We start from the raw sequence: 26,456 nt of genomic DNA on the forward strand, positions 1-26,456 counted from the left end.
GAGGCGCCGTCGGCCGGCGATTTGATCCCGGTCAATGAGAAGCGGCCGAATTCCCTCATCCTGCCTCTCGGACGGGTCGTCGGCGGCCGTGCGCCGCTGCGGTACCCGCGGGACAGAGACCGAGCGAGGGAAGACATCATGACCGGAGCCGAACAGGCCGCCATCATCGCGATCGCAGGGACATTCCTGTTTTTCATGGCCATCGTCGCGTGGGGCGACCGCCATTCGCGCGACGCGCGCGGCAAGTGGGACTGATCGGGCGGGGAACCGCCGTCGTGACCCGACGGTGACTGCAAAAGCAAAGGCCGGCCCCGCAGGACCGGCCTTCTCGATTCGTGCGGACCGGAAGCGGGCCGCGGATCAGCTCATCCGGCCGGTGGCGTCGGCCAGGATGGCGTAGACCTTGCTGGGCTCGGACGTCAGGTACATCTGGCGCATGACCCCGTCCCGGTCGGTCCGGGAAATGTCCTCGATGAGCTGCTCGAAACCACCCAGATAGCGGTCGACGGCGTCGCGGAGTTCCGGATCGCGGCGATACTTGCGGCGGACCTCGTCGATGACGCCGCGGTCGCGCTGGGCAAACAGCCGGCGGATGAAGATGTCCCGCTCGCCGCGACGGTACCGGTCGTAGAGATCCATGAAGGCGTTGTCGTCGATCGCCCGCACGATATCGACGGCGATCGCGTTGAGCGACTCCATCATGTGGGCGGGCGAACGCTCGCTCTCCTCGCTGCGACGCGGCGCCGGCTTTTCCTCCTCGGGGCTGCCGGCGCGCTGCAGCACGTCGGACAGCGACCAGCGATCGCCGGACCGGGGCTCCTGGGCCCTGCCGGCCGGCGCACTTTCGGCGGCCGGCCGCGGCGGCGTCTCCCGACGGGCCGGCGGCTCGGGTGCCGGCGCCGGAGCGCGCGCCGGCGCCTCGGCCTCGACGGGCTGGCTTGTCCGGGCGGACTGCTGCACCGGCTGAGCCGCAGCGACCGACTGCACGACCGAACCGCCGCCGCGCGAGGCGAGGCGGCGCTGGTCGGGCACCGCGACGTCGATCGCGTTGCCGTGGCGCGAGACGATCTCGGACAGCTCGTTTAGCGCCTTGATCTGATCGGCGACCGCCCGGCGCATGGCCGCGGCGTTCTCCTGAGTCTCGCGGGGAAGCTCGAAGACGCCGCGCTTCAGCTCCGTGCGGGTCGTTTCCAGTTCCTCGGAGATCGCCTTGGCGGCCGAACGCATTTCCGCGGCCGCGTCGGTGAAGCGCTGCGTGGCACCCTGCAGCAGGCCGGAGATGTCCTGCGTGACGTGCTCGAAGCCGGCACGAACGGCCCCGGCGGCGCGCTCGCCTTCCTCTCCCGCGGTGAGGCGCATGTACTCGAGCTGCTCGGAGACGGTACGCGAGGACACCTGCGCCGTCTCGGAGAGAAGCTGCCGGATTTCCTCGGCCGCGGTGCGCAGCGAATCGAACTGCTCGTTGACGGAGCGGGCCGACAGCTGCGCCCGGTCGGCAATGCCGGCACTGGCACGGTCGGCGATCTCCTGGATACCCTCCAGTTCGTCGGCGACCGAACGCGCCGAACTCATCGCACGCTCGGCGACGCTCGAGGCGGCGCGATCGGCCAGCTCCTGGATGCTCTGCAGTTCGGCGGCGATGGAGCGCTTGGAACTGACAGCACTGTCGGAGACGGTGGCCGCGGCGCGGTCCGCCAGCTCCTGTATGCCCTGAAGCTCCTCGGCGAGCGAGTGCTTCGAGGTGGCCGCGCTTTCGGCGACCGTCGCGGCTGCCCGATCGGCCATTTCCTGGATGCCGCGCAGTTCGTCCGCGACCGAGCGGGCAGAACTGACCGCGCTGCCGGCGATGCGCTCGGCAGCCCGATCCGCCATCTCCTGGATGCCCTGGATCTCCTCGGCGAGCGAGCGGGTGGAACTGACCGCCCGCTCCGAGATCGAAGCGGCGATGGCGTCGGTCGCACTCTGGATCCGTTCGACTTCGGCGAGGAGGGTCTGCGTGGCGCTCGACGTGCGGTCGGTGACCGTCGCGGAGACGTCGTCGGCAGCCCGGCGAACCGCCTCGAGCTGGTCGTAGATCGCCCGCGAGGACGTCACGGCGCGCTTGCCGATCTGTCCTGCAAGGTCTTCGACCGACCCGTTCAGACGCTCGAATTCGCCGAGCAGCCGCTCCGAGGCGTCGCGTGTCGCCGCCTGCAGCATCTCGCCAAGCGAACTCGCCCGAGCTTCCGCCCCGGAGAGGGTGCGCTCGATCGCCGACGTGTAGCCGTTGATGAGGCCGTCGATCTCCTGCGCGCGCACCGTGAGGCTGGAGGCGAGATCCTCGAGCCGGGCGCGGCGAGCCTCGATCGCGGCATCCATTTCGGCGTTGGTCCGATCGAGCTGTCCGGCGGTATCGGCAAGCGACTTGCCCTGCGCGTCGAAGCGCTCGGCCAGGGCGCCGATATCGGCAAGGACCTTCGCGGACATCTGCTCCAGCAGCTTGACCTGATCGCCCATGCGATCGCTGGTCTTGCCGGCGTCGAGGGATACGGCCTCGACCGCGCCGCGGAACTCGTCGACGCGCTGATTGAGGGTCGACTCGATGGCCGCCAGGTTGTCGCTGGCGCCGGTGAGAACGGAGCGGAGCAGGGCGTTGGAGTCGCCCAGCCGCGCGAGGATGGCCTCGATGTTGGTCGTGAGCGTGTTATTCGTCTCGGAAATCTCCTCGACGATCCTGCGGCCACGCGATTCCAGCGCGTCGTAGGCGTGCTGGCCGCTTTCGGCGATGGCCTTGGTGACTTCCAGGCCCTGCTGCGCGATCGCCTTGGTGACATCGCCCCCCTTGGCGGCAATGGCGCGCGAGACGGTCTCCGAAGCGCTGCTGACGACCTTCTCGATCTCGCCTGAACTGCTGGCGATCTCGTTGATGAGACGGCCGCCGCGAACGACCAGCGTCTGCTCCAGGTCCGATGCGCGTCCGGACAGTTGCTCGTTGATCTCGTCGACGCGGGCGGCGAGCGCCTGGTTTATGCTCGCCGTCCGGTTGGAAAGCGTCTGCTCGATCTCGTTTGCCCTGGCGCCGAGCGTGATGTTGATGTCGCTCGTCCGGGTGTCGAGCAGTTCCTCGATCTCGGCAACGCGGCTGCCGAGCGTGTCCCGGATCTGCGCGGCGCGGTCGCCAAGTGTCTGGTCCATGGACGCGGCATGGCGGCCCAGCGATTCCTCGATCGCGGCGGCACGACCCGAGAGGGTCTGGTCGATCTCGTTTGCCTTGGTCCCGAGGGTCTGGTCGATCTCCGACGCCCGGTCGCCGAGATTCTGGTTGATCTGGACGGCGCGGTCGCCGAGCGACTGGTTGATCTGCGCGGCGCGCTGGCCGAGCGTGTGACTGATCTCGGCGGCACGTTCGCCAAGCGACCTGTCGAGGTTGCCGGTCTGCTCAGACAGCGTGCGTTCGATGTCGGCGGCACGGCCGCCCAGGGTCTGCTCGATCCCCGCGGCGCGATCGCCGAGGGTCTGCTCGAGTTGCGCGACGCGATCGCCGAGCGTGCGGTCGATGTCGGCCGTCTTCGCGCCCAGCGTCTGTTCGATGCTGGTGGCCCGGGAGGCGAGGGTCTCCTCGATCTCGGCGCCACGCGCGCCGAGGGTCCGGTCGATGCTTGCGGCCCGCGAACTCAGGGTCTCCTCGAGTTCGGCGCTGCGTGCGCCCAGCGTCTCGCCGATCTCCCGGGCGCGGCTGCCAAGAGCCTCGTTGAGCTGTTCGGTGCGTTCGCCGATCGTCCTTTCGATCGTCTCGGCATTGCGGCCCAGCATGCTTTCGAGAGCCGACACGTTGCGTCCAAGCGTGGATTCGAGGGACCTCGAGCCGTCGCCGAGGGCCGCCTCGAGCGCCTGCGCGTTGCGGCCGAGCGAAGCCTCGATCTCGCCGACCCGGTTGCCGAGCGTTTCGCCGATCTCGCTGGCGCGGGCGCCGAGCCGCTCGTCGATTTCGCCGACGCGGCGACCGAGCGTCTCGTCGATCTCGGCGGCGCGGCTGCCGAGGGTCTCGCCGAGCGACGTCGCCCGGTCCCCGAGGGATTTCTCGAGGGCGTCGCCCTTTTCGCTGAGGGTCGAGGCAATCTCGGCAAGGCGCCCGCCAAGCGTGCGATCGACCTCGCTGGCGCGCTCGGCGACCGTGCGGACGAAGGAGTCCGCCCGGTTCGACAGCGTTGCCTCGATAGCAGCGCCGCGCTCCTCCAGGGTCGTGTCGAAGCGCTGCAGCCGTTCGTCCAGTGCGGTGGTGAACCGTTCGCCGCGGTCCGACAGCGTTGCCTCGATGGCCGCGCTGCGTTCCTCCAGCGTCGCGCCGAAGCGGTCGAGACGCTCGTCCATGGCGCTGGTCAGCAGTTCGCCGCGGGTCGAGAGGGTCTCGGTAATTTCCGCAGACCGATTGGCAAGGATCTCGTTGAGTTCGGCAGAGCGGTGGTCGAGCAATTCGGCGACTTCACTGGAGCGGAACGCGAGCTTGTCGACGAGTTCGCCGCCCTTCACCGACAAGGTGTGGTCGATTTCGCCGACGGTGCGGCGCAGGTTTTCCTGCACCTCCTGCGAGCGGCCCGTCATCGTCTCCATGAGCCGTTCGGACGTGGCATTGAGGCTCTCGTTGAGCTGGTCGCCATGGGCGGCGACGGCACGCGAGACCTCCGCACCGGCTGCGCCCAGCTGCTCGGTGTAGCGGGACGTGCGCGTGGCGATGTCGTCGACGAAGGTCGCGCCGACGGTCTCGAGCCGTTCGGTGAGCTCGTTGCCACGATTGGTGACGGTGTCCTCGATACGCCGGCTGGTCTCGTCGAGGCGGGCCGTCAGATCGTTGCCGCTGGAGGAAATCGTTTCGGAGATCTGAGAACCGACTTCGGTGAGGCGGCCGGTCACCTCGGCGCCGCGCCGGCCCAGCGTTTCCGTGATTTCCGTGCCGATGGACGACAGGCGGTCGGTAAGCTCGGAGCCCCGCTGGCCGAGCGTCTCGGTTATGTCGGTGCCGACCTGCGACAGGTTCTCGGTGACCTCGGTGCCGCGCCGGCCGAGCGTGTCGGAGATCTGCGAACCGACCTCCGAGAGGCGGTCGGTCACCTCCGAGCCGCGCTGCACCAGCGTCTCGGAGAGCTGATTGCCGGTGTCGCTGAGGCGCTGGGTGACTTCAGCACTGCGGTCGGTCAGCGACTGGATGAGCGTATGGCCCGTGGAGGCGAGGGTCTCGTTGATGGCGACGCCGCGATTCGAGAGATCCTCGACGATGTCGGCGCCCGTGCGCGCGAATGCCTCGTTCACCTCGCGGCCGCGCTGGTCGAGGGTCGAGGTGACCATCTCGCTGGCGTCGGTCAGCGTCGTGGCGACCTCGTGGCCGGTGTGCGACAGGCGGCGGACGAATTCGTCGCCATGGGTGGTCAGGGTCGCGATCAGGTTGTCGCCGGAGCTGGTCAGCGCGTCGGTCATCTCGTCGCCGCGCAAGGTGAGGGCCTCGGTGACGCGCGCACCGGCGCTCGTGACGGACTCCGTGATGCGATCTCCCGCGGTCGCCAGGTCGAGCGTCAGGTTCTCGTGGGCGCCGGCAATGGACGCGCGCAGGCGATCGGCGTTGGAAAGGAGGGATTCCCGCTCGTTCGACATCTGGTCGAGGATGGCGCGGATGCGGATCTCGTTTTCGTGATAGGCGCGTTCCAGCGAGGAGACCTCGGAATGGATCAGCGCTTCCAGCTCGCCGGCGCGGGCGAGCGCCCGCTCGACGCCATCGCCCATGGCGGCGACCTCGCGGCGGATCGCCTGGCCAACCGTCATCACCGCTTCCTTGGCGACACCTTCCGGCTCGGCAAGGCGGATGGCGGCTTCCGTCAGCGAGCGGCCGGCAAGCCGAAGGTCGTTGGCGCGCCAGACCATGGTGGCGGTCGCGAAGAAGAAGATGACGGGGACGACGATGGCCGCCCAGATGACGGCGATGCCCGGCTCGGAGCGAATGAGATCCGCGTTTGTCACGGCGTAGAGCGACGATCCGTAGAGGCCATAGCCGATCGCGCCGCCAAGGCCGATCCACAGCAGCGAGACCAGCAGGGCCACGAAGAACGGCGTACGAGGCGCGCGGCGCTGCATGGAATAGACGACGTGGCTCAGCGTCGGCCGGTCATCGTTGGCCGGACGGCGGGCATCGTTGGCGGCCGCTTCGGAAGGACGGGGCACACTGCGGCGGCGGCTTTCCGCGGCGCCGTTGCCATTGCTCCTGGTCGGCTGCTCGCGCGCGGCCTCGACGACGCGCTCCACGGCCCGGTTCACCGACTCCGTCGCTTCCTCGGCCGCGGCCGCTTCGCTTGCCAGCGGGTCGGTGCCGTTTGCCGTCAGCGCCTCTTCAACGGCCGACAATGCCGCTTCCGCCGCGTCATGCTTCTTGGAAGATTGTTTCGCCATGATAAGTTCGCCTCGTACTCAATACGCATCGGGCGCCCGCCCGCCGCTTACGAGCCAGCGGGGATACCGGTCGCCCGTCGATCGAGGATGTGCCTGAAAACGCCAATCCCCGACGCCCGCGTAGCCCCATTTCCGGGCGTCGCTGGTGCCGAACGCTCGGTCCGTGTCCGCTGACACTTGCCGCAGGCTCTAGTGTAGTGCCAAATCCTTTCCGGGAAAACACCCGCCGGCGGGCGGGCAGGGGCAAGTTAATTTATCGTTAACGCGGGAGGGCGGGGTGGCGCAGGCGCGTGAGGAAAAGGCGTCGACGACGTCGGCCAAGAAGGGCGCACCGGAGCCGGGAGGAGGCGAACCGACGGCTGCGCAGCGCGCCTATCTCCAGCGCGGCCTCGGCCAGCCCGGCGGCAAGCTGCCGCTGTTCGGCGACGACGGGCGCCAGATCAATCACCGCACCATCGGCTCGTGCATCGCCAACGGGTGGGCCGAGCCGTGGTTCAACAATCCCATCAAGCCCGACTGGCTGGTCTGCCGGCTGACCGAAAGCGGCTATCGGGCGCTCGGCGAAACGCCGCCGGGTGGTTAACCTCGTCTTATCGGGTTGCTGACACCTTTCTCCATGGATGCTGCCCTGCCGGTTCGCGGGCCGGGGGAAGCGGGATGGAGAAGCGCATGGGCCGGTCAGCCAATACACACAGAACCCCCGAGGCGATCAGCGTCACGCCGACGGCGCCGCCTGTCGACCTGGTTCACCTGACGAGGCATTCGCTCGGAGACACGGAGCTGGAGCGCGAGGTGCTGCAGCTCTTCGTGGCGCAGTCATCGGTCTACCTGAACCGTCTGAAGGAGGCCAGCAACGGCGAGCAGTGGCGGCGTGCGACGCGTACGATCAGCGGCGCGGCGCGCGGCATCGGCGCCTGGAACCTGGCCGCCAGTGCCGACACCGCAGCGCTGTTCGGCCACAACGTCGAGGACGATCGCAGCCGCAATGCCATCATTGATGTGGAGAATCAGATAACTCTTGTAAACGCCTATATAAGGTCACTTTTTCTGATTCACTAATGCGCCGAGAACCAGACGATCGATCCGTCGCCTAAGCGTCTTGGGCGGGGCGGCCGGGGTCTTCGGTCTCGCTCACGGGGCTGGCGCCTGCCGGATTGTTCGCATATAGGGGCCGGACACTCGGCGCTTCGGGCAGTTTCGCGGCCTCGAGGCTTCGTTCCAGACCCACTCCTCCAGATCGTTTTCCGCACATGCCAAAGATCACCTATATCGAACACAACGGCACCGTCCACGAAGTCGACGGCGAGGTCGGCTCGACCGTCATGGAAACGGCGATCCGCAATTCCGTGCCGGGGATCGAGGCCGAGTGCGGCGGCGCGCTCGCCTGTGCGACCTGCCATGTCTATGTGCGTGAGGACTGGTTCGAGAAGACCGGCGGCCCTTCCGAAATGGAAGAGGACATGCTGGACTTCGCCTTCGAGGTGCGGCCGACGAGCCGCCTGTCCTGCCAGATCAAGGTGAGCGAGGAACTCGACGGCCTCACCGTCGACGTGCCGGAGCGGCAGGGGTAGCAGGGGAAGCGCGCAGCCCTCGGCCGCGACAGGTTGCTGCGCAAGACTCACGTATCCGCGCGATTTCCGCGATTGAACCGGGCTCTGAGGGCCGCCGTCGGTCGGCCTCCGCGCCAGCCATGCGGCTGGCGATATGCGGCAATGCAATAGAGGGTCTTTTGCATTGCAGCAAAATTGCCTAGTCAGACGCCATCCCGCAATCGCGATTCCCCGACCCCCGACCCGGATATCCGTAAAGTGCCAAGACAGACGCTGGCGGCCTTCGCCGACCGTTTTTCATTCACTTCGTTTGCCGACTGGAAGGAGCCGGACGGCACCGCGTTCAGCGCCGGGCAGATCAAGACGGAGCTGCTTTCCGGGCTGACGGTTGCGCTGGCGCTGGTTCCCGAGGCGGTCGCGTTTGCCTTCGTCGCCGGCGTGCATCCGCTGGTCGGTCTCTACGCGGCCTTCATCGTCGGGCTGATCACGGCTCTGATCGGCGGCCGGCCCGGCATGATCTCCGGTGCGACCGGCGCCCTGGCGGTGGTCATGGTGTCGCTGGTGGCGGTGCACGGCGTCGAGTATCTGTTTGCGACCGTCGTCCTGATGGGGATCCTGCAGATCCTCGCCGGGGTCTTCCGCCTGGGCAAGTTCATCCGGCTGGTGCCGCATCCCGTCATGCTGGGCTTCGTGAACGGCTTGGCGATCGTCATTTTCCTGGCCCAGCTGTCGCAGTTTCAGGTGGCCGGGCCCGACGATACGCGGGTGTGGATGACCGGCTGGCCGCTGTTCAACATGCTCGCCCTGGTCGCGCTGACCATGGCGATCATCTGGCTGATGCCGAAGATCACCTCGTTCGTGCCCGCGCCCCTGGCAGGCATAGCGATCGTGGCAGCGATCGTCATCGCCTTCGGCATCGACGTGCCGCGGGTCGGCGACCTGGCGTCGATCGAGAGCGGACTGCCGGACTTTCACGTGCCGGGCGTGCCGCTGACCTTCGAGACGCTGGAGATCATCTTTCCGTATGCGCTCATCCTCGCGGCCATCGGACTGATCGAGAGCCTGCTGACCCTCAACCTGGTCAGCGAGATCGCCCAGAAGCGCGGCGGCGCCTCGCAGGAGTGCATCGCCCAGGGCGTCGCCAACACCGTCACCGGCTTCTTCGGCGGCATGGGCGGCTGCGCCATGATCGGCCAGTCGATGATCAACGTGAAATCCGGCGGGCGGACCCGGCTGTCGGGGATTTCCGCCGCCCTGTTCCTGCTCGCCTTCATCCTCGTCGCCTCCGGCCCGATCGAGCAGATCCCGCTTGCCGCGCTTGTCGGCGTCATGTTCATGGTCGTCGTCGGCACCTTCGCGTGGCAGAGCTTCAGGATCCTGCGGAGGATACCGCTGACCGACGCCGTGGTGATCGTGCTGGTGACGGCCGTCACCGTGGCGAGCGACCTGGCGGTCGCGGTGATCGTCGGGGTCATCATTTCCGCGCTCGCCTACGCCTGGAACAACGCGACGCGGATTCGCGCCCGCGCGCATGTCACGCCGGAAGGCGCCAAGGTCTACCAGATCGAAGGCCCGCTGTTCTTCGGGTCGGCGGAAGGCTTTGCCGAGATTTTCAGTCCCAAGGACGATCCGCGCCTGGTCATCGTCGACTTCATGAACAGCCGGGTGGTCGACCAGTCGGCGCTGCAGGCGATCGAGGCGCTCGCCTCCAAATACGAGGCGATGGGCAAGACACTGCAGCTCCGGCACCTGTCGCGCGACTGCCACCGCCTGCTCAACCGGGCGGGACAGCTCATGGTCGACTCCGACGACGATCCCGATTACGGGCTGGCCGCGGACTACTCTGTCCGGACGGGCATGTTCGGCAGTGGGCACTAGCCAACCGGATCATGTTGCCCGCCACCCTTTGACATATCGCGGCAACTTCACTAGCTGTCTTCCGCCAACGCTCCCTGTCGGCCTCGGGATGACCATCCACCGAGAGGGAGACGAACATGAAAGTCATCGTCACCGACTGCCAGGGTCGCGACCACGAGCTCGAGGCGCTGGATGGCTGGCGGGTCATGGAAGTGATCCGCGACTGGGGCGTTCCGATGAAGGCGGAATGCGGCGGTGCCGGCATCTGCGGCACCTGTCACGTGCAGGTCGATCCGGCATGGCTGGACAGGCTGCCGGAACCGACCGACGACGAACTCGACCAGCTCGACAAGCTCGATACGCTGCAGCCGAACTCGCGGCTGAGCTGCCAGATCCTGATGCGTGAGGACCTGGACGGCTTGCGTGTCCGGCTGACCGCCGAAGCGGGGTGCGATTCCCCGGAATTCGCCGAATCCGAAGCGGCGTAGAGGTGACTGCGCGCCAGCCGCATGCTGGTGGGACGGCGGATCGCGAAATCCGTTTCCCCCGGATCCGCCGCATCGCAGCATCAGGTTCTAATAATTCCTAATACATTGAATTCACTTGTTTTTCTTCTCTTTCCCAGTTGTCCGGAGGACGCCCGCCGCGCCATATTCAGGTCTGGTCATACCCCGAGGTCCGACATGGGCGCGCTGAAGACATTCCCGGTTTCAACCATCGTCGACGGCCGGCGCGTCGTCGTCGCCGGCAACGGCGAGGCGGCAAGCGCCAAGCTGCGGCTCCTGGCGAAGACGAGTGCCGAGGTGCACGTCTTCGCCGATAGCCCCGAGCCGACACTGGCGCGCACCGCCGAAAGCGCCGGCTATCCCGTGCACACGCGGCTGCCCGGCGCAGACGACTTCCGCGGCGCTGCGCTCGCCTTCATCGCAACGGAAATCGAGAGCGTCGACCGGGAACTGGGCGCCATGGCGCGTGCGGCCGGTGTGACGGTCAATGTTGTCGACCGGCCCGAACTCTGCGACGTGCTGACACCGGCGTTCGTCGACCGGGCGCCGGTGACGATCGCCATTTCGACCGAAGGCGCAGCCCCGGTGCTGGCAGGTATCCTGCGCGCCCGGATCGAGGAGATCCTGACCCCCGGCACCGGCCTGCTGGCCGGCCTGGCCGGCGAGTTGCGCGGCCGTGTCGCCGACCTGTTGCCGCCCGGCGCCCGGCGGCTCGCCTTCTGGCGCAGCTATTTCACTGACGAGGGCATCGCCGCGGCCGCAACGCGAGGGTCCGCGGACGTTCGCCGCAGGGCGGTCAGGCTCATGGAAGCCGCCCGCAGCGGCGACGCCCGCACCGGCTTCGTCTGGCTGGTGGGCGCCGGCCCCGGCGCGGCCGACCTACTGACCCTTCGCGCCCGCCGTGTCCTCGCCGAGGCCGACGTGGTGGTCTATGACGCGCTGGTCGACAACGACGTTCTCGACGTGGTGCGCCGCGACGCCCGGCGGATCGATGTCGGCAAGCGCAAGGGCCGGGCGCCGGTCGGCCAGGACCGGATCAACGACATCCTGATCGAGGAGGCGGCAGCGGGCCATACGGTGGTGCGGCTCAAGTCGGGCGATCCGATGATCTACGGCCGCGCCGGCGAGGAGATCGCAGCGTTGCGCCGCGCCGGCATCGAGCATGCTGTGGTTCCCGGCATCACCGCCGCTCTCGGCGCCGCCGCCGAGACGGCCACTCCGCTGACCCATCGCGAACATGCATCCGCACTGGTGTTCGCGACGGGCCATGCCGCCCCCGGCGAAAACGACATCGACTGGGCGGATATCGCCCGCGCCGACGCGACCGTGACGCTGTACATGGCGAAGTCGGTGGCGGACGAGACCGCCAGGTCGCTGATCGAGAACGGATTGTCGCCCGACACACCGGTCGGCGCGGTGGAAAATGCCTGCCGGCCTGTGCAGCGCCGGTTCTATGGACGGCTTGCGGACCTGCCGCACCTGGCCGGTCGCGGCGACGTCGGTGGTCCGGTGGTGATCTTCATCGGCCGCGCTGTCGCCGAGGGCGACTGGGGCGGGGCGGAAGCCTTCGCCGATGCGGGCATCCTGGCGGCCTGAGGAGCGCAAAAGATGGCACGGAATTCCAGCGCATTGCGGGTACTGACCGCGAACCGGCTTGCCGACGGACGGGTGGTCTATCTGGGTGGCGACGGCTGGACCCAGGATCTCGATCTCGCCCGCCTGGTCGCAGACGACGAGGCGGCGGCCGCCGCCGAATTGCAGGGGCAGCAGGATGTCGCCGCACGGCTCATCGTCGAGCCCTACCTGATCGATGTGGAGGCGGAGCAGTCGGGCGTGCAGCCGATGCGGCTTCGCGAGCGGATTCGCGCCACCGGCCCCACCACCGGCAACTCCCACGTCGCAGCCGCGTAAGGAAACAGACCGATGTACCGCTACGACGAATTCGACCACGCCTTTGTCCGCGACCGCGTCGCCCAGTTCCGGGACCAGGTGGAACGGCGGATCGCCGGCGACCTGACCGAGGAGCAGTTCAAGCCGCTGAGGCTGATGAATGGCGTCTACCTGCAGCTTCACGCATACATGCTGCGCGTCGCCATTCCCTACGGCACCCTGTCGTCGCGGCAGATGCGCAAGCTCGCCCATATCGCCCGCAAGTACGACAAGGACTACGGGCACTTCACCACGCGCCAGAACATCCAGTACAACTGGCCGCGGCTCGAGGACCTGCCGGACATCCTGGAGGAACTCGCCGAAGTCGAGATGCACGCGATCCAGACCTCCGGCAACTGCATCCGCAACGTCACCACGGACCACTTCGCCGGTGCGGCCGCAGACGAGGTCGCCGATCCGAGGCCGTGGGCGGAGATCGTCCGCCAGTGGTCGTCGCTGCATCCGGAATTTTCCTTCCTGCCGCGCAAGTTCAAGGTCGCGGTGACCGGCGCGGCGCGAGACCGTGCTGCGATCCGCGTCCATGACATCGGCCTTGAACTGAAGCGGGGCCCGGATGGAGAACTCGGCTTCAGGGTCTTCATCGGTGGCGGCCAGGGCCGTACCCCGATGATCGCCAAGCAGATCCGGGACTTCGTCCCGGAGCACGAACTGCTCGCCTATCTCGAGGCGATCATGCGCGTCTACAACCGCTACGGCCGGCGCGACAACAAGTTCAAGGCCCGGATCAAGATCCTCGTCCACGAACGTGGCGTCGAGACCATCCGCGACGAGGTGGAGGCGGAATTCGAGAATCTGCGAGGCGGTGCCCTGGACGTGCCGGCGGAAGCACGCGAGCGGATTTCGGCCTATTTCGCCCCGCCGGAGTTCGAGGCGCTACCGGCACGCAGCGAAGCGCTGGAGGCCGCATGGAAGGCGGATCCGGCTCTCGGCCGCTGGGTGACCCGGAACACCCATCCGCACAAGCAGCCTGGCTATACGTCGGTGACGATATCGCTGAAGCCCGTCGGCGGCGTGCCGGGCGACGCCAAGTCCGCGCAGATGGATCTGGTGGCCGATCTTGCCGAAAGATACAGCTTTGCCGAGATCCGCGTCAGCCACGAGCAGAACCTGATCCTGCCGCACGTCCGCAAGGACGACCTGAGCGCGCTCCATGCCGAACTGGTAGCCGCAGGACTGGAGACGGCGAATGCCGGTCTGATCACCGACATCATTTCCTGCCCGGGCCTCGACTACTGCGCGCTTGCCAATGCGCGGTCCATCCCGGTGGCCCAGCGCCTGTCGGAGCGCTTCGCCGATCCGCAGCGGCAGGCGGAGATCGGCGACCTCAACCTGAAGATATCCGGCTGCATCAATGCCTGCGGGCACCATCATGTCGGCCACATCGGCATCCTGGGCGTCGATCGGAAGGGCGAGGAATTCTATCAGATCACGCTGGGCGGCGCGCCGGGCGGAGCCAATCCCGGCGGCGAGGATGCGTCCATCGGCGAAATCGTCGGCAAGGGATTTTCGACCGACGAGGTCGTCGACGCGGTCGAGACCATCGTGGATACGTACATCAAGCTGCGCGGAAGCCCCGAGGAAGCGTTTCTGACGACCTACAGACGTCTCGGGCGGGATCCCTTCCAGGAGGCGCTCTATGGACGGTGAACGGGTATTGATAAATCGGCTGTCTTCGGGCACCACGGGGCCGGGCAGGAACGCTTCGGGGAAAAACACTTCGCTCACGGGAAAACCGGGAATGGGGAACGAGGTCGTGTGCACGAAGGAATCCTGGCCCGATCCGGCCGTGCTGGATCGTCTGTTCACAGGTGCGTCTGCCCAGGACCTGATCACCTACACCCTGAAGGAACTGGCACCTGGGCGCACCTCGGTGGTGTCGTCCTTCGGTGCGGATTCAGCCGTACTCCTGCACCTGGTTTCCCGGATCGCGCCCGACACGCCCGTGATCTTCCTGGAAACCGGCAAGCACTTTCCGGAAACCCTGGCCTACCGCGAGGAACTGGTCGAACGGCTCGGACTGACCGACGTTCGCATCGCGCGGCCGGAACCGGCACGTCTGAGGGCTCTGGATCCTGGCGGCAACCTGTTCGACCGGAATTCCGACCTGTGCTGCGCTATCCGGAAGGAGGAGCCGCTGGAGAAGGCACTGTCGGGCTTCGGCGTCTGGCTGACCGGCCGCCGCCGCCACCAGACCGCAGAGCGGGAGGCGATGCCGCTCGTCGAGCGCGACGGCAGGCGCCTGAAGGTCAATCCGCTGGCTGACTGGGACACCGGCGACGTCAGCGCCTACCGGACGATTCACGAACTGCCGCGCCATCCGCTCGTCGAGTTCGGCTACCTGTCGATCGGCTGCGCGCCCTGCACCAGCCCGGTCGCGGAAAACGAGGACGTACGCGCCGGACGCTGGCGCGGATCGGACAAGGCAGAATGCGGCATCCACATCACCCGCAGCGGCGAGACCGTCCGGATCATCCCGGCAGGTGAGCAATGAGCGATCCGGTCTCGATCTGGTGCCGTGACGGCTTCGTCGACGACGCGTGGCGTGAGGTCGCCGACGACGAGAGCCTGCCGGAGGACGGCAAGGTGCTCGTTTCGGCCGCGCGCTGGCGGGAGATGCGTGAGGGCAACCTGCCGAATGACCGGCGGATCGGTGTTTCGCTCGCCGCGGACGACCGGGTCGAGGACCTGTCGCCCGATCTGGACCTGTTCGATCTGATCGCGCTCGATTTCCCGTCGTTCACCGACGGGCGCTCGTATTCCGCCGCGCGCCTGCTGCGCGAACGCTACGGCTATGCGGGCGATCTGCGGGCGCGGGGCGATGTCTTGCTCGACCAGATTCCTTTCATGCTGCGTTGCGGATTTTCATCCTTTGCCATAAGTCACGGTCCGACACGCCGCGCTCTCGCGGAAGGACATCTGCCCGAGGTGCCGATCTACCTGCAGCCCGTCGGCGGGCAGGGGGAGACGCCGCTGGGCAACCGGCCGTGGATGCGTACCCGCGCCTGATCCGAGGCGCTCGACCAGGGACAGACGAATACCTTCATGACGGAACCCATTCGTACCGACGTCGCCATCATCGGTGCCGGGCCGGTCGGCCTGTTCGCCGTGTTCGAACTCGGCCTGCTCGACATGAAGGCGCATGTCATCGACATCCTGGACAAGCCCGGCGGGCAGTGCGCCGAGCTCTATCCCGAGAAGCCGATCTACGACATTCCCGCCTGGCCGGTCATCTCGGGCCAGGACCTGACCGACAGGCTGCTCGAGCAGATCGAGCCGTTCGGTCCGACCTTCCACTACGGCCACATGGTCGAGACGCTCGAGCGCCGGGCGGACGGGATGTTCGTGCTGGGCACCGACCAGGGGCTGATCCTCGAGGCGCCGGTCGTGGTGATCGCCGCCGGCGGCGGCAGCTTCCAGCCGAAACGTCCGCCGATCCCCGGCATCGAAGGCTACGAGAGCACGTCCGTGTTCTATTCGGTGCGCCGGATGGAGGATTTCCGCGACAAGGATCTCGTCATCGTCGGCGGCGGCGACTCCGCGCTCGACTGGACGTTGAACCTGCAGCCGCTGGCCAGGCGTGTCACGCTGATCCATCGTCGCGACGCCTTTCGGGCGGCGCCGGATTCGGTCAACAAGATGCGTGCCCTCGTCGATGCCGGCGAGATGGACCTCGTACTCGGTCAGGTCTCCGCATTGCGCGGGGAGGGTGCACGGTTGACCGACATATCCGTCACCGACCTGGAGAAGAACGAACGGGTCATCGCCTGCGATCGGCTGCTGCCGTTCTTCGGCCTGACCATGAAGCTCGGACCGGTCGCCAACTGGGGCCTCAATCTGGAAGAAAACCTGATCCCGGTCGACACCGAGAAGTTCGAGACATCGGAGCCCGGCATCTTCGCGATCGGCGACATCAACTGGTACCCCGGCAAGCTGAAGCTGATCCTGTCGGGCTTCCACGAGGGCGCCCTGATGGCGCAGGCCGCCTACAGGATCGTCTATCCGGACAAGCGGCTGGTGTTCCAGTACACCACTTCCTCGACCAGCCTGCAGAAGAAGCTGGGCGTGGCCTGAGCCACACGGGCCCGCAGCAGGGAGCGACATTGGCCGTCTACGTGGACGAAGCGATCTGGCATTGGCACGGCCGCAACTGGTGCCATCTGCTGGCCGACAGCGAGGACGAGCTGCATCGATTCGCCGCGCAACTCGGCATCCACCGCTCGTCCTACCAGGGGCCACCGAGGACCGCGAAACCGCACTACGACCTGACGGCGTGGGAGCGGCGGCTGGCGCTGTCGCGCGGAGCGGTCGCCTGCACACGCCATGAGATCATCGCCGTGCTCAGGAGCCTGCGCGACGCGCGCGAGCGCACCGCCGAAGCGGCGTGACGTCCGAACTCACCTCACCGGAAAGTCGAAATAGGTCTCCGGATAGGGTTCGTCGGCAAGCGTGAAATGCCACCACTCGTATTCGTACGGCTTGAATCCGTGGCGTACCATCACGCTTTGAAGAAGGAGCCGGTTGGCGCGGGCCTGTGACGGCTGGTCGGGATTGTCCGGCCAGGAGCGCTCCGAAAAGAAGTCGTACCCGGTTCCCATCGGAAGTTCGGACTGGAACGGCAGGTAAACCAGGGTCAGATCGACCGTCGAACCGCGCGAGTGACCCGAACGCTCGGCGATATAGCCCTGGGGGAAGAGCTCGCCTTTCTCCAGAGTCGGATAGTACTGGGCCTTCATCTTCAGATCGTCCTCGTCTTTCGACCAGCGGACGAATTCGGCCACCGCCCGGGCGGGCCGGTAGCAGTCGAACACCTTCAGGCCGAGAGCGAAACCGGCAAGTTCGGCCTGGATGCGGGCGAGTGCCTCGGTGGCGGGACGCGAGAGAAGGCAGACGGGAGATTCGTATCCTTCGACCGGCGCGCCGGTGAAATTGTCGGAGCCGAAGTACCGCATGTCGACCACCAGTCCCGGAACCACGGTCGAGACGTCCGCGAACCCCTCCGGCACCTCCTCGGCCGACGCGATCGCCGGCAGAAGCAGGGCGAAAACGATGGCCGTTGCGCAGTTTTTCATCGCGCGCTCCTCTTCAAGGCGCAGCGGCGAATGGAGCCTGCTGCGTCACAGAAAGTTTAACCGGTTGTTCAGCGTGTTCGCAGCGGCTTTGGAACCAACGCCCCGATTCGCCCATTGTCTGACCGGAATTGTCCAGGTTTGGGAGCCCTATCGTGGCCGTACCGCACATATTGATCGTCGAGGACGACCTGATAATCGCGCTCGACATCGAGTGCATCGTACTCGAAGCGCTCGACGCGAAGACCACGGTCGTATCGAGCGTGGAGACCGCTCTTCCGCATCTGGACGAGGAAATAGACTTCGCCTTTCTCGACATCGACGTCCGCGACGGCAAGACCTTCGGCCTGGCCGAGCGGCTCCAGGACCGCGGCATCCCCTTCACGTTCGTATCCGGGTCCAATCGCGCACGCCTTCCGGACATGCTGCAGGGCAGCCCCTTCATCGCCAAACCATACGTCCCGAATGCCATCATGCAGGTGCTGGACGAGGTCGTGCCCCCGGAGAAACGGGCGTCGGCCTAGACACCTTAGACGTTGAGCAGCAGATATTCGCGTTCCCATCGTGAAATGACGCGGTTGTAGAGCTGCCACTCGAGGTTCTTCACCTCGATGAAGGCGTCGACGAAACGGCTGCCGAGGACATCGCGCAGCTTGCTGCTGCTGCCCAGCATCTCCAGCGCCTCATGATGATGCAGCGGCAGGCCGAAGGGGAGCGTATGGGCATCGATCGTCACCGCCGGTTCGGGGGCGATGTTCTCGTCCAGACCCAGCAGGCCGCAGGCGAGCGTCGCCGCGAATGCGAGGTAGGGGTTGGCGTCGACGCCCGGCACCCGGTTCTCGACGCGGCGTGCCGCCGGCGGCGAATCCGGCACCCGCAGGCCACAGGTGCGGTTGTCCCGCCCCCAGTGGACATTGATCGGCGCGTCGGATTCCAGCCTGATACGGCGGAACGAGTTGACGTTGGGGCAGAACAGCGGCATCGCGTCCGGCACGTGCCGTTGCAAGCCTGAAATGTAGTGGAAGAGCGTTGCTGCATCGGCACCGTCGGCATCCACGAAGATGTTGCTGCCGTCGGCGGCGCGGACGACCGACTGGTGAACGTGCATCGCCGACCCCGGCTCGTTCTCGTGCGGCATCGCCATGAAGGTCGCGTACATGCGATGCTTCAGGGCCGCCTTGCGGACCGTCCGCTTGAACAGAAAGACCTGGTCGGCGAGCTCGAGCGGGTCGCCGTGATTGAAGTTCATCTCGATCTGCGCCGGCCCTGCCTCGTGCGCCATGGTGCCGATCTCGATGCGCGAGTCCTCGCAGTAGGCGTAGATTTCCTCCACGACCGGATCGAATTCGTTGGCCGCTTCGATGCCATAGGCCTGCCGTCCTGATTCCTTGCGGCCCGAGATGCCGACGGGGGTCGTCAGGGGCATGTCCGGGTCGGTCGAGGTCTCGACGAGATAGAACTCCAGTTCCGGCGCCACGATCGGTCTCAGCCCCTTCTCCGCGTACAGGCCGATGATCCGCTTGAGAACGGAACGGGGGGCGAAATCGACGGGCGTCCCGTCGTTGAACGTGGTGTCGCAGATGATCTGGGCGGTGGGCTCCTCGTACCAGGGAACGATCCGCACCGTACCGACGTCGGGGATGGTGCGGATGTCCTGATCGGTCTCCGACTGGATTCCGCCTTCCTCGGCGGGGTCCCCGGTCACCGCCTGCAGCAGGATGGTCTCCGGCAGGCGGAGACCGGATTCGATGTTCCTGATGAAATCCTCGCGCGGAATGATCTTGCCGCGCATCATCCCGGTCATATCCGGAACGAGGCACTCGACCTCGTCGATGTGGCGCGTGCGCAGCCAGGAGATCAGGTCGTCCCGACTTGCCGGTGGATCTTCGCTTTCGGTGTCCATGTGTTGCTCCGCCGCCTGGGCGGCCGTGATTCCGTCTGATCGCGATACTCTGCGCGGGGATGGGACGGAATGTCGAGACACGAGCGCCGATCGCCGCCAGGGGACGAGTTCGGCGGGCCAGAAGCGGCAGGCTCCACGGGCGCCGCGGCCTCCAGGCGGGGTCAGGTGATTGGAAGAATTTGCTATTCAGCTCGACATGCGGGTATGGATTGCCATTTTGGTAAGTGATATCTTCGCTTGGTAGAATTTCATTCCAAGGATGTCCCGTGTGCTCGACCGCATCGACCGAAAGATCCTCGCTATCCTCCAGGAGGACTCGACCGTCCCCGTCGCCGAGATCGGCAAGAGGGTGGGCCTGTCGACGACGCCATGCTGGCGCCGGATCCAGAAGCTGGAGGAGGAGGGCGTGATCCAGCGCCGGGTGGCGCTGCTCGACCCGAGGAAGGTGCGGGCCGGCGTGACCGTCTTCGTCGCCATACGCACCAACCAGCATGCCGAGGACTGGCTGGCCAGGTTTGCCGAGGCGGTCAACGACCTGCCGGAGGTCGTCGAGTTCTACCGGATGAGCGGCGAGGTGGACTACCTGCTGCGCGTCGTCGTGCCGGACATCGAACGCTACGACCAGTTCTACAAGAAGCTTATCTCCCGCGTCGCGCTGACCGACGTGTCGTCGAGCTTTGCCATGGAGCAGATCAAGTTCACTACGGCCCTGCCGCTGGAGTTTGCCGCGGACGACGCCCGATAGCCGGCGTGGCGCGGGTGCCGTCCTACGGATCGAAGATCAGGATGATGTAGACCGCAAAGATGGTCAGCAGCACGACTCCCTGGAGGACGTTCGTGCGCGGGCCGCTGAAAGTCATGATGCTGATGACCGCCGTCAGCGTCAGCATGACGAGTTCTGCCCGCTCAAGGCCCAGCACCAGGTGCGTGCCCGTGTAGAGTGCGATGATCACCACGGCGGGAACCGTGAGACTGATCGTCGCGAGGGCCGAGCCGAGGCAGATGTTGACGGCTCTCTGCAGGTGGTTCGAAGAGGCGGCCTTGAAGGCCGCCAGTCCCTCCGGCGCGAGAACGAGCAGCGCGATGACCACGCCGCCCAGTGCCGGCGGTGCGTGGAAGAGCTCGATCGCGCCCTCCACCAGGATACCGAACTTCTTCGCCAGCAGCACGATGGTGACGAGGGTCACCAGGAGGAGGCAGGCATGGTAGGCGAGCGAGCGCGTTGTGATCCCCTCGGGATGCTTGCCGTGCTCGGGGACCATGTCCGTGCCGAGCGAGCCGGGCTCCATGAAGAACGTGCGGTGCCGGACGGTCTGGATGGTTAGGAAGGCGCCGTAAAGAACGATCGTCGCGGCGCTGAACAGCATCGCCTGCTGCGGCGTGAGGCTCGGATCGTCCGTGGAAACGGTGAAGGTCGGCAGGACCAGCGAGATGGTCACCAGCGTGATCAGCACGGACAGGAAGGTTCTGGCACCCTCCAGGTTGTAGTTCTGCTGCCGATACTTCCGGCCGCCGATCAGCAGCGAAATTCCGACCATCGCGTTCAGGACGATCATGAGCACGGCCAGCATGGTGTCGCGGGCAAGGGTCGGCGAACTGTCTCCCGCCAGCATGACGGCGGAAATGACCGAGACCTCGATACAGATCACGGAGAGTGTGAGGATCAGCGTGCCGTAGGGTTCGCCGAGCATCTCGGCGAGGCTGTCTGCGTGGCGTACGGCGGCGAACGCCGCCCATATCATCACCGCGAAAAGGACAATGAACTGGATGGCGAAGACGAGTATGGGCTGGCCCTGCAGCCAGTCCTTGTCCATGGAATAGACGAAGGCCGCGGCGGCGATCGCGACGACAATGGCGCCTTCCGCCTTAGCCGTCGCCACCAGACCTCCCGGCGCGCCGTTTGCGGCCGTTTCAGATGACTTTCCCAATCCCCAGACCCCCGCTCCGCGACGCGATGTGTCGTGTGCGTCACAGTATCGCGGCGAAGGGAGACCGCAGGCAAGTCCAAGTCATCGGGACCGTCCGGCAAAGTATTTTCCGGGAACCGAATTTCGGAATGGCGTCAGGAAGACTGGAGGGCTGTCTGGGGACTTTCCAGTTCCTCGCAGCGGGCGGGTCGATACCTCTTTCGACTTGCCGACGGCCAGGATTAGCTTTCGAACCCGTAGGGGGCCGTGAATGCCGTATCGGCTGCGTTCTGCGCGGAGTCCTCAGGCCGTTCGAGCGATTGGCGGGCGAAGCGTCCGAAGCGCCCGTCCGTCGGATCGAAAAGGCGCTGGTGGTGAAACGGGTCTACCAATGGTTGCCGGGGCCGCCTCACGTCGTCACGCGTCGACGGCGGCCCCGGGAAATCAGCCGATCATTTCTCCAGGCGCGCGATAAGGCTCGAGGTATCCCAGCGCTTGCCGCCCATCTCCTGGACGTCGGAATAGAACTGGTCGACCAGCGCGGTGACTGGCAGGTGCGCGCCGTTGCGGCGGGCCTCGTCGAGGCAGATCGACAGGTCCTTGCGCATCCAGTCGACGGCGAATCCGAAGTCGAACTTGCCGGCGTCCATCGTCTCCCAGCGGTTTTCCATCTGCCAGGACTGGGCGGCGCCCTTCGAGATGACGCCGATCACCTTGGCCACATCGAGTCCGGACGTCTTGGCCATGTGAATCCCTTCCGAAAGGCCCTGGACCACGCCCGCGATGCAGATCTGGTTGACCATCTTGGTGAGCTGACCGGCGCCCGCTTCGCCCATCAGGCCGACCATCTTGGCGTAGCACTGGATGACCGGCTCGGCACGCTCGTAGACGTCCTGGTCGCCGCCGACCATCACTGTCAGCGCGCCGTTTTCCGCACCGGCCTGACCGCCGGAGACCGGGGCGTCGAGCACGCCGAAACCGCCCTTCCTGCCGGCCTCGTACAGCTCGCGTGCCACATTCGCGGAGGCTGTCGTGTTGTCGATGAAGATCGCCCCGTCCTTCATGCCCCGGAAGGCGCCGTCCTCGCCGACGGTGACCGAGCGCAGGTCGTCGTCGTTGCCGACGCAGCAGAACACGAAATCGCAGCCTTCGGCGGCTTCCTTCGGGGTGGCCGCGGACGCGCCGCCGTACTCTCCGACCCATTTCTCGGCCTTCGCGGCGGTGCGATTGTAGACGGTCACGTCATGGCCGCCGCGGGTCTTCAGGTGCCCGGCCATCGGGTATCCCATCACCCCCAAGCCGATGAATGCCACCTTCGCCATGTCGGATCTCCCTTTTCCCTCGACTTGTTCGCGGATGCGAGTCGGCGGCGTTCTAGCCGATCGCCGCCATCTTGTCAGTGATGGGTAGGCTCGTTATCGCATTACCGAGGCTTTCGCTAGGATCGGCCAGTCAAAACAGTTTTGGAGGTGACCATGGCGGCGGTTCAACCCTGGAATGTGGTCGCGGCGCGGCTGATTGACGTTGCGACCGGCAGGAGCCCCGCGGACCTGGTGGTGCGCGGCGGGCGCTGGGTGAACGTGCACTCGCGGGAAGTACTGCCGGACCAGGACGTGGCGATCGCCTCGGGCAGGTTCGCCTATGTGGGGCCGGACGCCAGCCATACGATCGGCGAAGCGACACGGGTGATCGAGGCGGACGGCGCCTACATGGTGCCCGGCCTGTGCGACGGTCACATGCATGTCGAAAGCGGCATGGTGACGGTTACAGAGTTCGTGCGGGCCGTGCTGCCGCACGGCACCACCACGATGTTCGTCGACCCGCACGAAATCGCCAACGTGCTCGGCCTGAAGGGCGTCAGGCTGATGCATGACGAGGCCATGGCGATGCCCGCCAACGTTTTCGTGCAGATGCCGAGCTGCGTGCCGAGCGCGCCCGGGCTCGAAACGGCAGGTGCCGAGATCGGGCCGGCCGACGTCGCCGAGGCGATGGCCTGGCCGAACATCGTCGGCCTGGGCGAGGTGATGAATTTTCCAGGCGTCGCGTCCGGCGACGAAAAGATGCTGGGCGAGATTGCCGAGACGATGGCCGTCCACAAGACCGTCGGCGGGCACTATGCGTCAGCGGATCTCGGCCGGATGTTCCATGGCTATGTCGCCGGCGGCCCGGCCGATGACCACGAGGGTACGCGGCTTGAGGACGCCATCGCGCGCGTCCGCCAGGGCATGCGGGCGATGCTGCGTCTCGGCTCGGCGTGGTATGACGTTGCGAGCCAGATCAGGGCCGTGACCGAACTCGGCCTCGACCCGCGCGGTTTCATTCTGTGCACCGACGACAGCCATTCCGGCACGATCGTCAATGAAGGGCACATGAACCGAGTGGTCCGCCACGCGATCGCCCAGGGCTGCAACCCGCTCGTCGCCATCCAGATGGCGACGATCAACACGGCATCGCATTTCGGCATGGAGCGCGAACTCGGTTCGATCGCGCCCGGCCGCCGCGCCGACATGATCCTGACCACCGATCTGCCGAGCCTGCCAGTGGATACCGTCATCGCCCGCGGCGAGGTGGTGGCGGAGGAGGGCACGCTGACCATCGACATTCCCGCCTATCGCTATCCGGACTTCGCCTTAAATTCGGTGAGGCTTGGCCGCGAATTGCGGGCGATGGATTTCGACATACCCGCCCCGGCCGGCGCCAACGAGGTGACCGCGCGGGTGATCGGCGTCGTCGAGAACCAGGCTCCGACCAAGGCGCTGGAGCGGACGCTCGCGGTCAGTGACGGCCTGGTCGTCTCCGACGTCGCCCAGGACGTCTGCCAGATCGCGCTGGTCGAGCGGCACCGGGCGACCGGGGAGGTGGCCAACGGCCTCGTCTCGGGATTCGGCTACAACGTGCCCTGCGCCGTAGCCAGCACCGTTGCACACGACAGTCATCACATGATCGTGGTCGGCACCGACAAGGCCGACATGGCGCAGGCCGCCAACCGCGTCGCCGAGGTCGGCGGCGGCATCGTGGTGATCTCGCGGGGCAGGGAACTGGCGCTCGTGGAACTGCCGATCGCCGGGCTGATGTCGAACGAACGCGCGGAGGTGGTCGCGGAGAAGGCGGACCGGATGGTCGAGGCGATGCGGGCCTGCGGATGCACGCTGAACAATGCCTACATGCAGCATTCGCTGCTGGCGCTCGTGGTGATCCCGGAGCTGAGAATATCCGACAAGGGGCTCGTCGACGTCACGAGGTTCGAAATGACCGATCTGTTCGTTTAGGCGAGCAGCAGCTATGAGCGGGCAGGGGCCGCAGGTTTTCCCCGCGGTCCGCGCCCCGACAACCGCCGAACGAAGCGTTTCCGAATTGCGTTTGCCTCGTGCTAGGGTTTGCAGGGGCCGGGTTGCCGATTTCCGCTGAGGAGTGTCGAATGAAGTTCTGCCGCCGCCAGGTGCTGACCGGGGGTGTCGCTGGAGGCATGGTGCTTGCCGGTTCCCTCCTGGGCGCGCGTCCGGTCGCGGCAGCGCAGGCGCTGGCCGGACGTCAGGTGCCCGGCATTTACCGCCTCGGCGTGGGCGATATCGAGGTCACCGCCATCCTCGACGGATATATCGACCTGGGAATCGAGCTCTTTCCCTCGGCCGATGCGGAGGAGGTAACGCGACTGCAGCGGGCGAACTTCGTCCCCGTCGGCCCCTCGGTGCGCGGTGCGGTCAACGCCTTCGTGGTCAATACGGGCGAGAAGCTCGTGATCGTTGATGCAGGCGCGCGCGATCTCATGGGGCCCACGCTGGGCCAACTGCCGGCCAACCTCGAAGCCGCCGGGATCGATCCCGAAGCCGTCGACGTGGTCGCGCTGACCCACATGCATCCCGACCATATCGGCGGCATCGTCACGGCCAACGGCGCGGCCGTGTTTCCCAATGCCGAGCTTGTGGTCCACACCGACGACTGGAATTTCTGGATGAGCCCGGAAATCATGGAAAAGGCCAACGAGCAGGGGAAGATGTTCTTCCAGGCCGCCCAGGCAGCCGGGACACCCTATGCCAAGCGGCTGCGCCAGATCGGCGACGACGCGGAGGTGGTGCCGGGCATCCGTTCGGTCGCGCTGCCTGGACATACTCCCGGCCACACGGGATACATGATCTCCTCCGGCGATCAATCGCTGCTGATCTGGGCCGATATCGTCAATGCCGCGATCCTGCAGTTCCCTCATCCCGACTGGGCGATCGCGTTCGACATCTCGCCCGAGGTGGCGATCGCGACGCGGCGGCGGACCTTCGAGATGGCGGCGACCGAGCGGCTGATGATCGCGGGCATGCACGTGCCGTTTCCGGGAATCGGGCACGTCGTTCGCGACGGCGGCTTCCGGTTCGTGCCGGTGTCGTGGAACTACGAACTGTAGTCGCCAACTCCTCTGGAGGACCGTTTCCATGTTCGAACGCTTTTCCCGGAGCTGGGCCCTGGTCAAGGCGAGCGCGGCGGTGCTGAACCAGGATCGCGAACTGCTTGTGCTGCCGGTCGTGTCGGGCGTCTGCACGATCCTCGTCACGGCGGCGTTCCTCTATCCGGCCTACGTCACCGGAATGCTGGAAGCGGCGATCGAGGCGGCCGATTCCGGGCAGGACGCCGACGACGCGATGACGGTGCTGGGCTACGTCTGGATGTTCGCCTTCTACCTGGTGCAGTACTTCGTCGTCATCTTCTTCAATACCGCTCTCGTCGGCGCGGCGATGCAGCGCATGGACGGCGGCAATCCGACGCTCGGGAGCGCCATCGGCATTGCGTCGAGCCGTGTCGGCACGATCTTCGGGTACGCCCTGATCTCGGCCACGGTCGGGGTGATCCTGCGCTATATCGGCGAGCGGTTCGGCACGATCGGACGCATCGTCGAGTCGATGCTGGGTTTCGGCTGGTCGATTTCGACGTTTCTCGTCGTGCCGATAATCGTCGCCAGGGGCGTCGGGCCCGTCGACGCCGTCAAGCAGAGCGCCTCGCTGCTGCGACGGAGCTTCGGCGAGAACATCATCGGCAACGCCGGAATCGGTCTCGTGTTCGCGCTTCTGTTCATGGCTGCATTCCTGATTGGCGGGGGCGTGAGCCTCGCGGTATTCGACGCGACGGACAGCCTGCTCGTCACCGCCGTTCCGATCGCCGCGACGGTCGTCGTCATCGCCGGCCTGATCGTCTTCGCGGCCGCGCTCGGCAGCGTCTATTCGGCGGCCGTCTACCGCTACGCGGAGGGACTGGCGCCGCCGCCGAGGATGGATCCGGCGCTGCTGGCGAGTTCCTTCCGCGCCAAGAAGGCCTGAACA

Annotated in this window: 22 protein-coding genes; 17 read left to right on the forward strand and 5 right to left on the reverse strand. The window is 66.4% G+C overall.

The features are described 5' to 3' along the window. Positions 1 to 360: 360 nt before the first annotated feature. Positions 361 to 6,414 (reverse strand): apolipoprotein A-IV repeat region-like domain-containing protein, encoded by a 6,054-nt coding sequence (locus tag V3328_RS23050; protein ID WP_340332077.1) that lies wholly within the window; start codon positions 6,412 to 6,414, stop codon positions 361 to 363. Positions 6,415 to 6,691: 277 nt separating this feature from the next. Between V3328_RS23050 and V3328_RS23055 the strand changes: the two genes are divergently transcribed. The 12 genes from V3328_RS23055 (at position 6,692) to V3328_RS23110 (ending at position 16,662) form a co-directional block, all read left to right on the forward strand. Further along, positions 6,692 to 6,997: a hypothetical protein gene (locus V3328_RS23055; RefSeq protein WP_340332078.1), complete on the forward strand. Its 306-nt coding sequence runs from the start codon at positions 6,692 to 6,694 to the stop codon at positions 6,995 to 6,997. A gap of 74 nt (positions 6,998 to 7,071) precedes the next feature. Next, complete coding sequence (locus tag V3328_RS23060; protein ID WP_340332079.1) at positions 7,072 to 7,473, forward strand: hypothetical protein; 402 nt, start codon at positions 7,072 to 7,074, stop codon at positions 7,471 to 7,473. A 191-nt stretch (positions 7,474 to 7,664) separates the two neighbouring features. Continuing rightward, positions 7,665 to 7,985 carry a 2Fe-2S iron-sulfur cluster-binding protein gene (locus tag V3328_RS23065; RefSeq protein WP_340332080.1) on the forward strand — a complete coding sequence of 107 codons (321 nt, stop codon included), beginning with the start codon at positions 7,665 to 7,667 and terminating at the stop codon, positions 7,983 to 7,985. A gap of 237 nt (positions 7,986 to 8,222) precedes the next feature. Continuing rightward, the gene (locus V3328_RS23070; protein ID WP_378758854.1) at positions 8,223 to 9,842 is read left to right on the forward strand and encodes a SulP family inorganic anion transporter; all 1,620 of its coding nucleotides are present in this window, start codon (positions 8,223 to 8,225) and stop codon (positions 9,840 to 9,842) included. A gap of 116 nt (positions 9,843 to 9,958) precedes the next feature. Then, positions 9,959 to 10,309, forward strand: coding sequence for a 2Fe-2S iron-sulfur cluster-binding protein (locus V3328_RS23075; protein ID WP_340332081.1), 351 nt, complete (start codon positions 9,959 to 9,961; stop codon positions 10,307 to 10,309). A gap of 195 nt (positions 10,310 to 10,504) precedes the next feature. Further along, complete coding sequence (gene cysG / locus V3328_RS23080) at positions 10,505 to 11,923, forward strand: siroheme synthase CysG (RefSeq protein WP_340332082.1); 1,419 nt, start codon at positions 10,505 to 10,507, stop codon at positions 11,921 to 11,923. Between the two features lie 12 nt (positions 11,924 to 11,935). Further along, entirely contained in the window at positions 11,936 to 12,238 is a 303-nt protein-coding gene (locus V3328_RS23085; RefSeq protein ID WP_340332083.1) for a DUF2849 domain-containing protein, read from the forward strand. Positions 12,239 to 12,250: 12 nt separating this feature from the next. Next, positions 12,251 to 13,924, forward strand: a complete 1,674-nt coding sequence (locus tag V3328_RS23090) for a nitrite/sulfite reductase (RefSeq protein WP_340332084.1) — start codon at positions 12,251 to 12,253, stop codon at positions 13,922 to 13,924. Between the two features lie 91 nt (positions 13,925 to 14,015). Then, positions 14,016 to 14,768, forward strand: coding sequence for a phosphoadenylyl-sulfate reductase (locus tag V3328_RS23095; protein ID WP_340332085.1), 753 nt, complete (start codon positions 14,016 to 14,018; stop codon positions 14,766 to 14,768). Continuing rightward, positions 14,765 to 15,283 (forward strand): DUF934 domain-containing protein, encoded by a 519-nt coding sequence (locus tag V3328_RS23100; protein ID WP_340332086.1) that lies wholly within the window; start codon positions 14,765 to 14,767, stop codon positions 15,281 to 15,283. Before V3328_RS23095 ends, V3328_RS23100 begins: the two co-directional genes overlap by 4 nt. 36 nt (positions 15,284 to 15,319) lie before the next feature. Next, a complete protein-coding gene (locus V3328_RS23105; protein ID WP_340332087.1) occupies positions 15,320 to 16,348 on the forward strand; it encodes an NAD(P)/FAD-dependent oxidoreductase in 1,029 nt (342 codons plus the stop codon). A gap of 29 nt (positions 16,349 to 16,377) precedes the next feature. Then, on the forward strand, positions 16,378 to 16,662 hold the full coding sequence (locus V3328_RS23110; RefSeq protein WP_340332088.1) for a DUF4031 domain-containing protein: 285 nt from the start codon (positions 16,378 to 16,380) through the stop codon (positions 16,660 to 16,662). Between the two features lie 9 nt (positions 16,663 to 16,671). Here the strand turns inward: V3328_RS23110 and V3328_RS23115 are convergent, their stop codons facing one another. Beyond that, a complete protein-coding gene (locus tag V3328_RS23115) occupies positions 16,672 to 17,346 on the reverse strand; it encodes a M15 family metallopeptidase (RefSeq protein ID WP_340332089.1) in 675 nt (224 codons plus the stop codon). Between the two features lie 152 nt (positions 17,347 to 17,498). Between V3328_RS23115 and V3328_RS23120 the strand changes: the two genes are divergently transcribed. Next, positions 17,499 to 17,867, forward strand: a complete 369-nt coding sequence (locus V3328_RS23120) for a response regulator (RefSeq protein WP_340332090.1) — start codon at positions 17,499 to 17,501, stop codon at positions 17,865 to 17,867. Between the two features lie 5 nt (positions 17,868 to 17,872). Here the strand turns inward: V3328_RS23120 and V3328_RS23125 are convergent, their stop codons facing one another. After that, positions 17,873 to 19,246 (reverse strand): glutamine synthetase family protein, encoded by a 1,374-nt coding sequence (locus V3328_RS23125; protein ID WP_340332091.1) that lies wholly within the window; start codon positions 19,244 to 19,246, stop codon positions 17,873 to 17,875. Between the two features lie 268 nt (positions 19,247 to 19,514). On the opposite strand from V3328_RS23125, the gene V3328_RS23130 reads away from it, so the two are divergent. After that, positions 19,515 to 19,991, forward strand: coding sequence for an Lrp/AsnC family transcriptional regulator (locus V3328_RS23130; protein ID WP_340332092.1), 477 nt, complete (start codon positions 19,515 to 19,517; stop codon positions 19,989 to 19,991). A 22-nt stretch (positions 19,992 to 20,013) separates the two neighbouring features. Here V3328_RS23130 and V3328_RS23135 read toward each other — a convergent pair whose 3' ends face one another. Both V3328_RS23135 and V3328_RS23140 read right to left on the reverse strand, forming a co-directional pair. Further along, complete coding sequence (locus V3328_RS23135; protein ID WP_340332093.1) at positions 20,014 to 21,126, reverse strand: calcium:cation antiporter; 1,113 nt, start codon at positions 21,124 to 21,126, stop codon at positions 20,014 to 20,016. A gap of 479 nt (positions 21,127 to 21,605) precedes the next feature. Then, entirely contained in the window at positions 21,606 to 22,475 is an 870-nt protein-coding gene (locus V3328_RS23140) for an NAD(P)-dependent oxidoreductase (protein WP_340332094.1), read from the reverse strand. Between the two features lie 153 nt (positions 22,476 to 22,628). Here V3328_RS23140 and ade point away from each other — a divergent pair, with 153 nt between their 5' ends. The 3 genes from ade to V3328_RS23155 all read left to right on the forward strand — a co-directional run bounded on the left by ade (position 22,629) and on the right by V3328_RS23155 (position 26,453). Next, entirely contained in the window at positions 22,629 to 24,422 is a 1,794-nt protein-coding gene (gene ade, locus V3328_RS23145; protein ID WP_340332095.1) for an adenine deaminase, read from the forward strand. A 149-nt stretch (positions 24,423 to 24,571) separates the two neighbouring features. After that, positions 24,572 to 25,546: an MBL fold metallo-hydrolase gene (locus V3328_RS23150; protein WP_340332096.1), complete on the forward strand. Its 975-nt coding sequence runs from the start codon at positions 24,572 to 24,574 to the stop codon at positions 25,544 to 25,546. A 28-nt stretch (positions 25,547 to 25,574) separates the two neighbouring features. After that, positions 25,575 to 26,453, forward strand: a complete 879-nt coding sequence (locus V3328_RS23155) for a DUF6159 family protein (protein WP_340332097.1) — start codon at positions 25,575 to 25,577, stop codon at positions 26,451 to 26,453. The last annotated feature ends 3 nt before the right edge of the window (positions 26,454 to 26,456 follow it).

Source organism: Microbaculum marinum, assembly GCF_037855135.1.
In the GTDB taxonomy this organism is placed as follows: domain Bacteria; phylum Pseudomonadota; class Alphaproteobacteria; order Rhizobiales; family Tepidamorphaceae; genus Microbaculum; species Microbaculum marinum.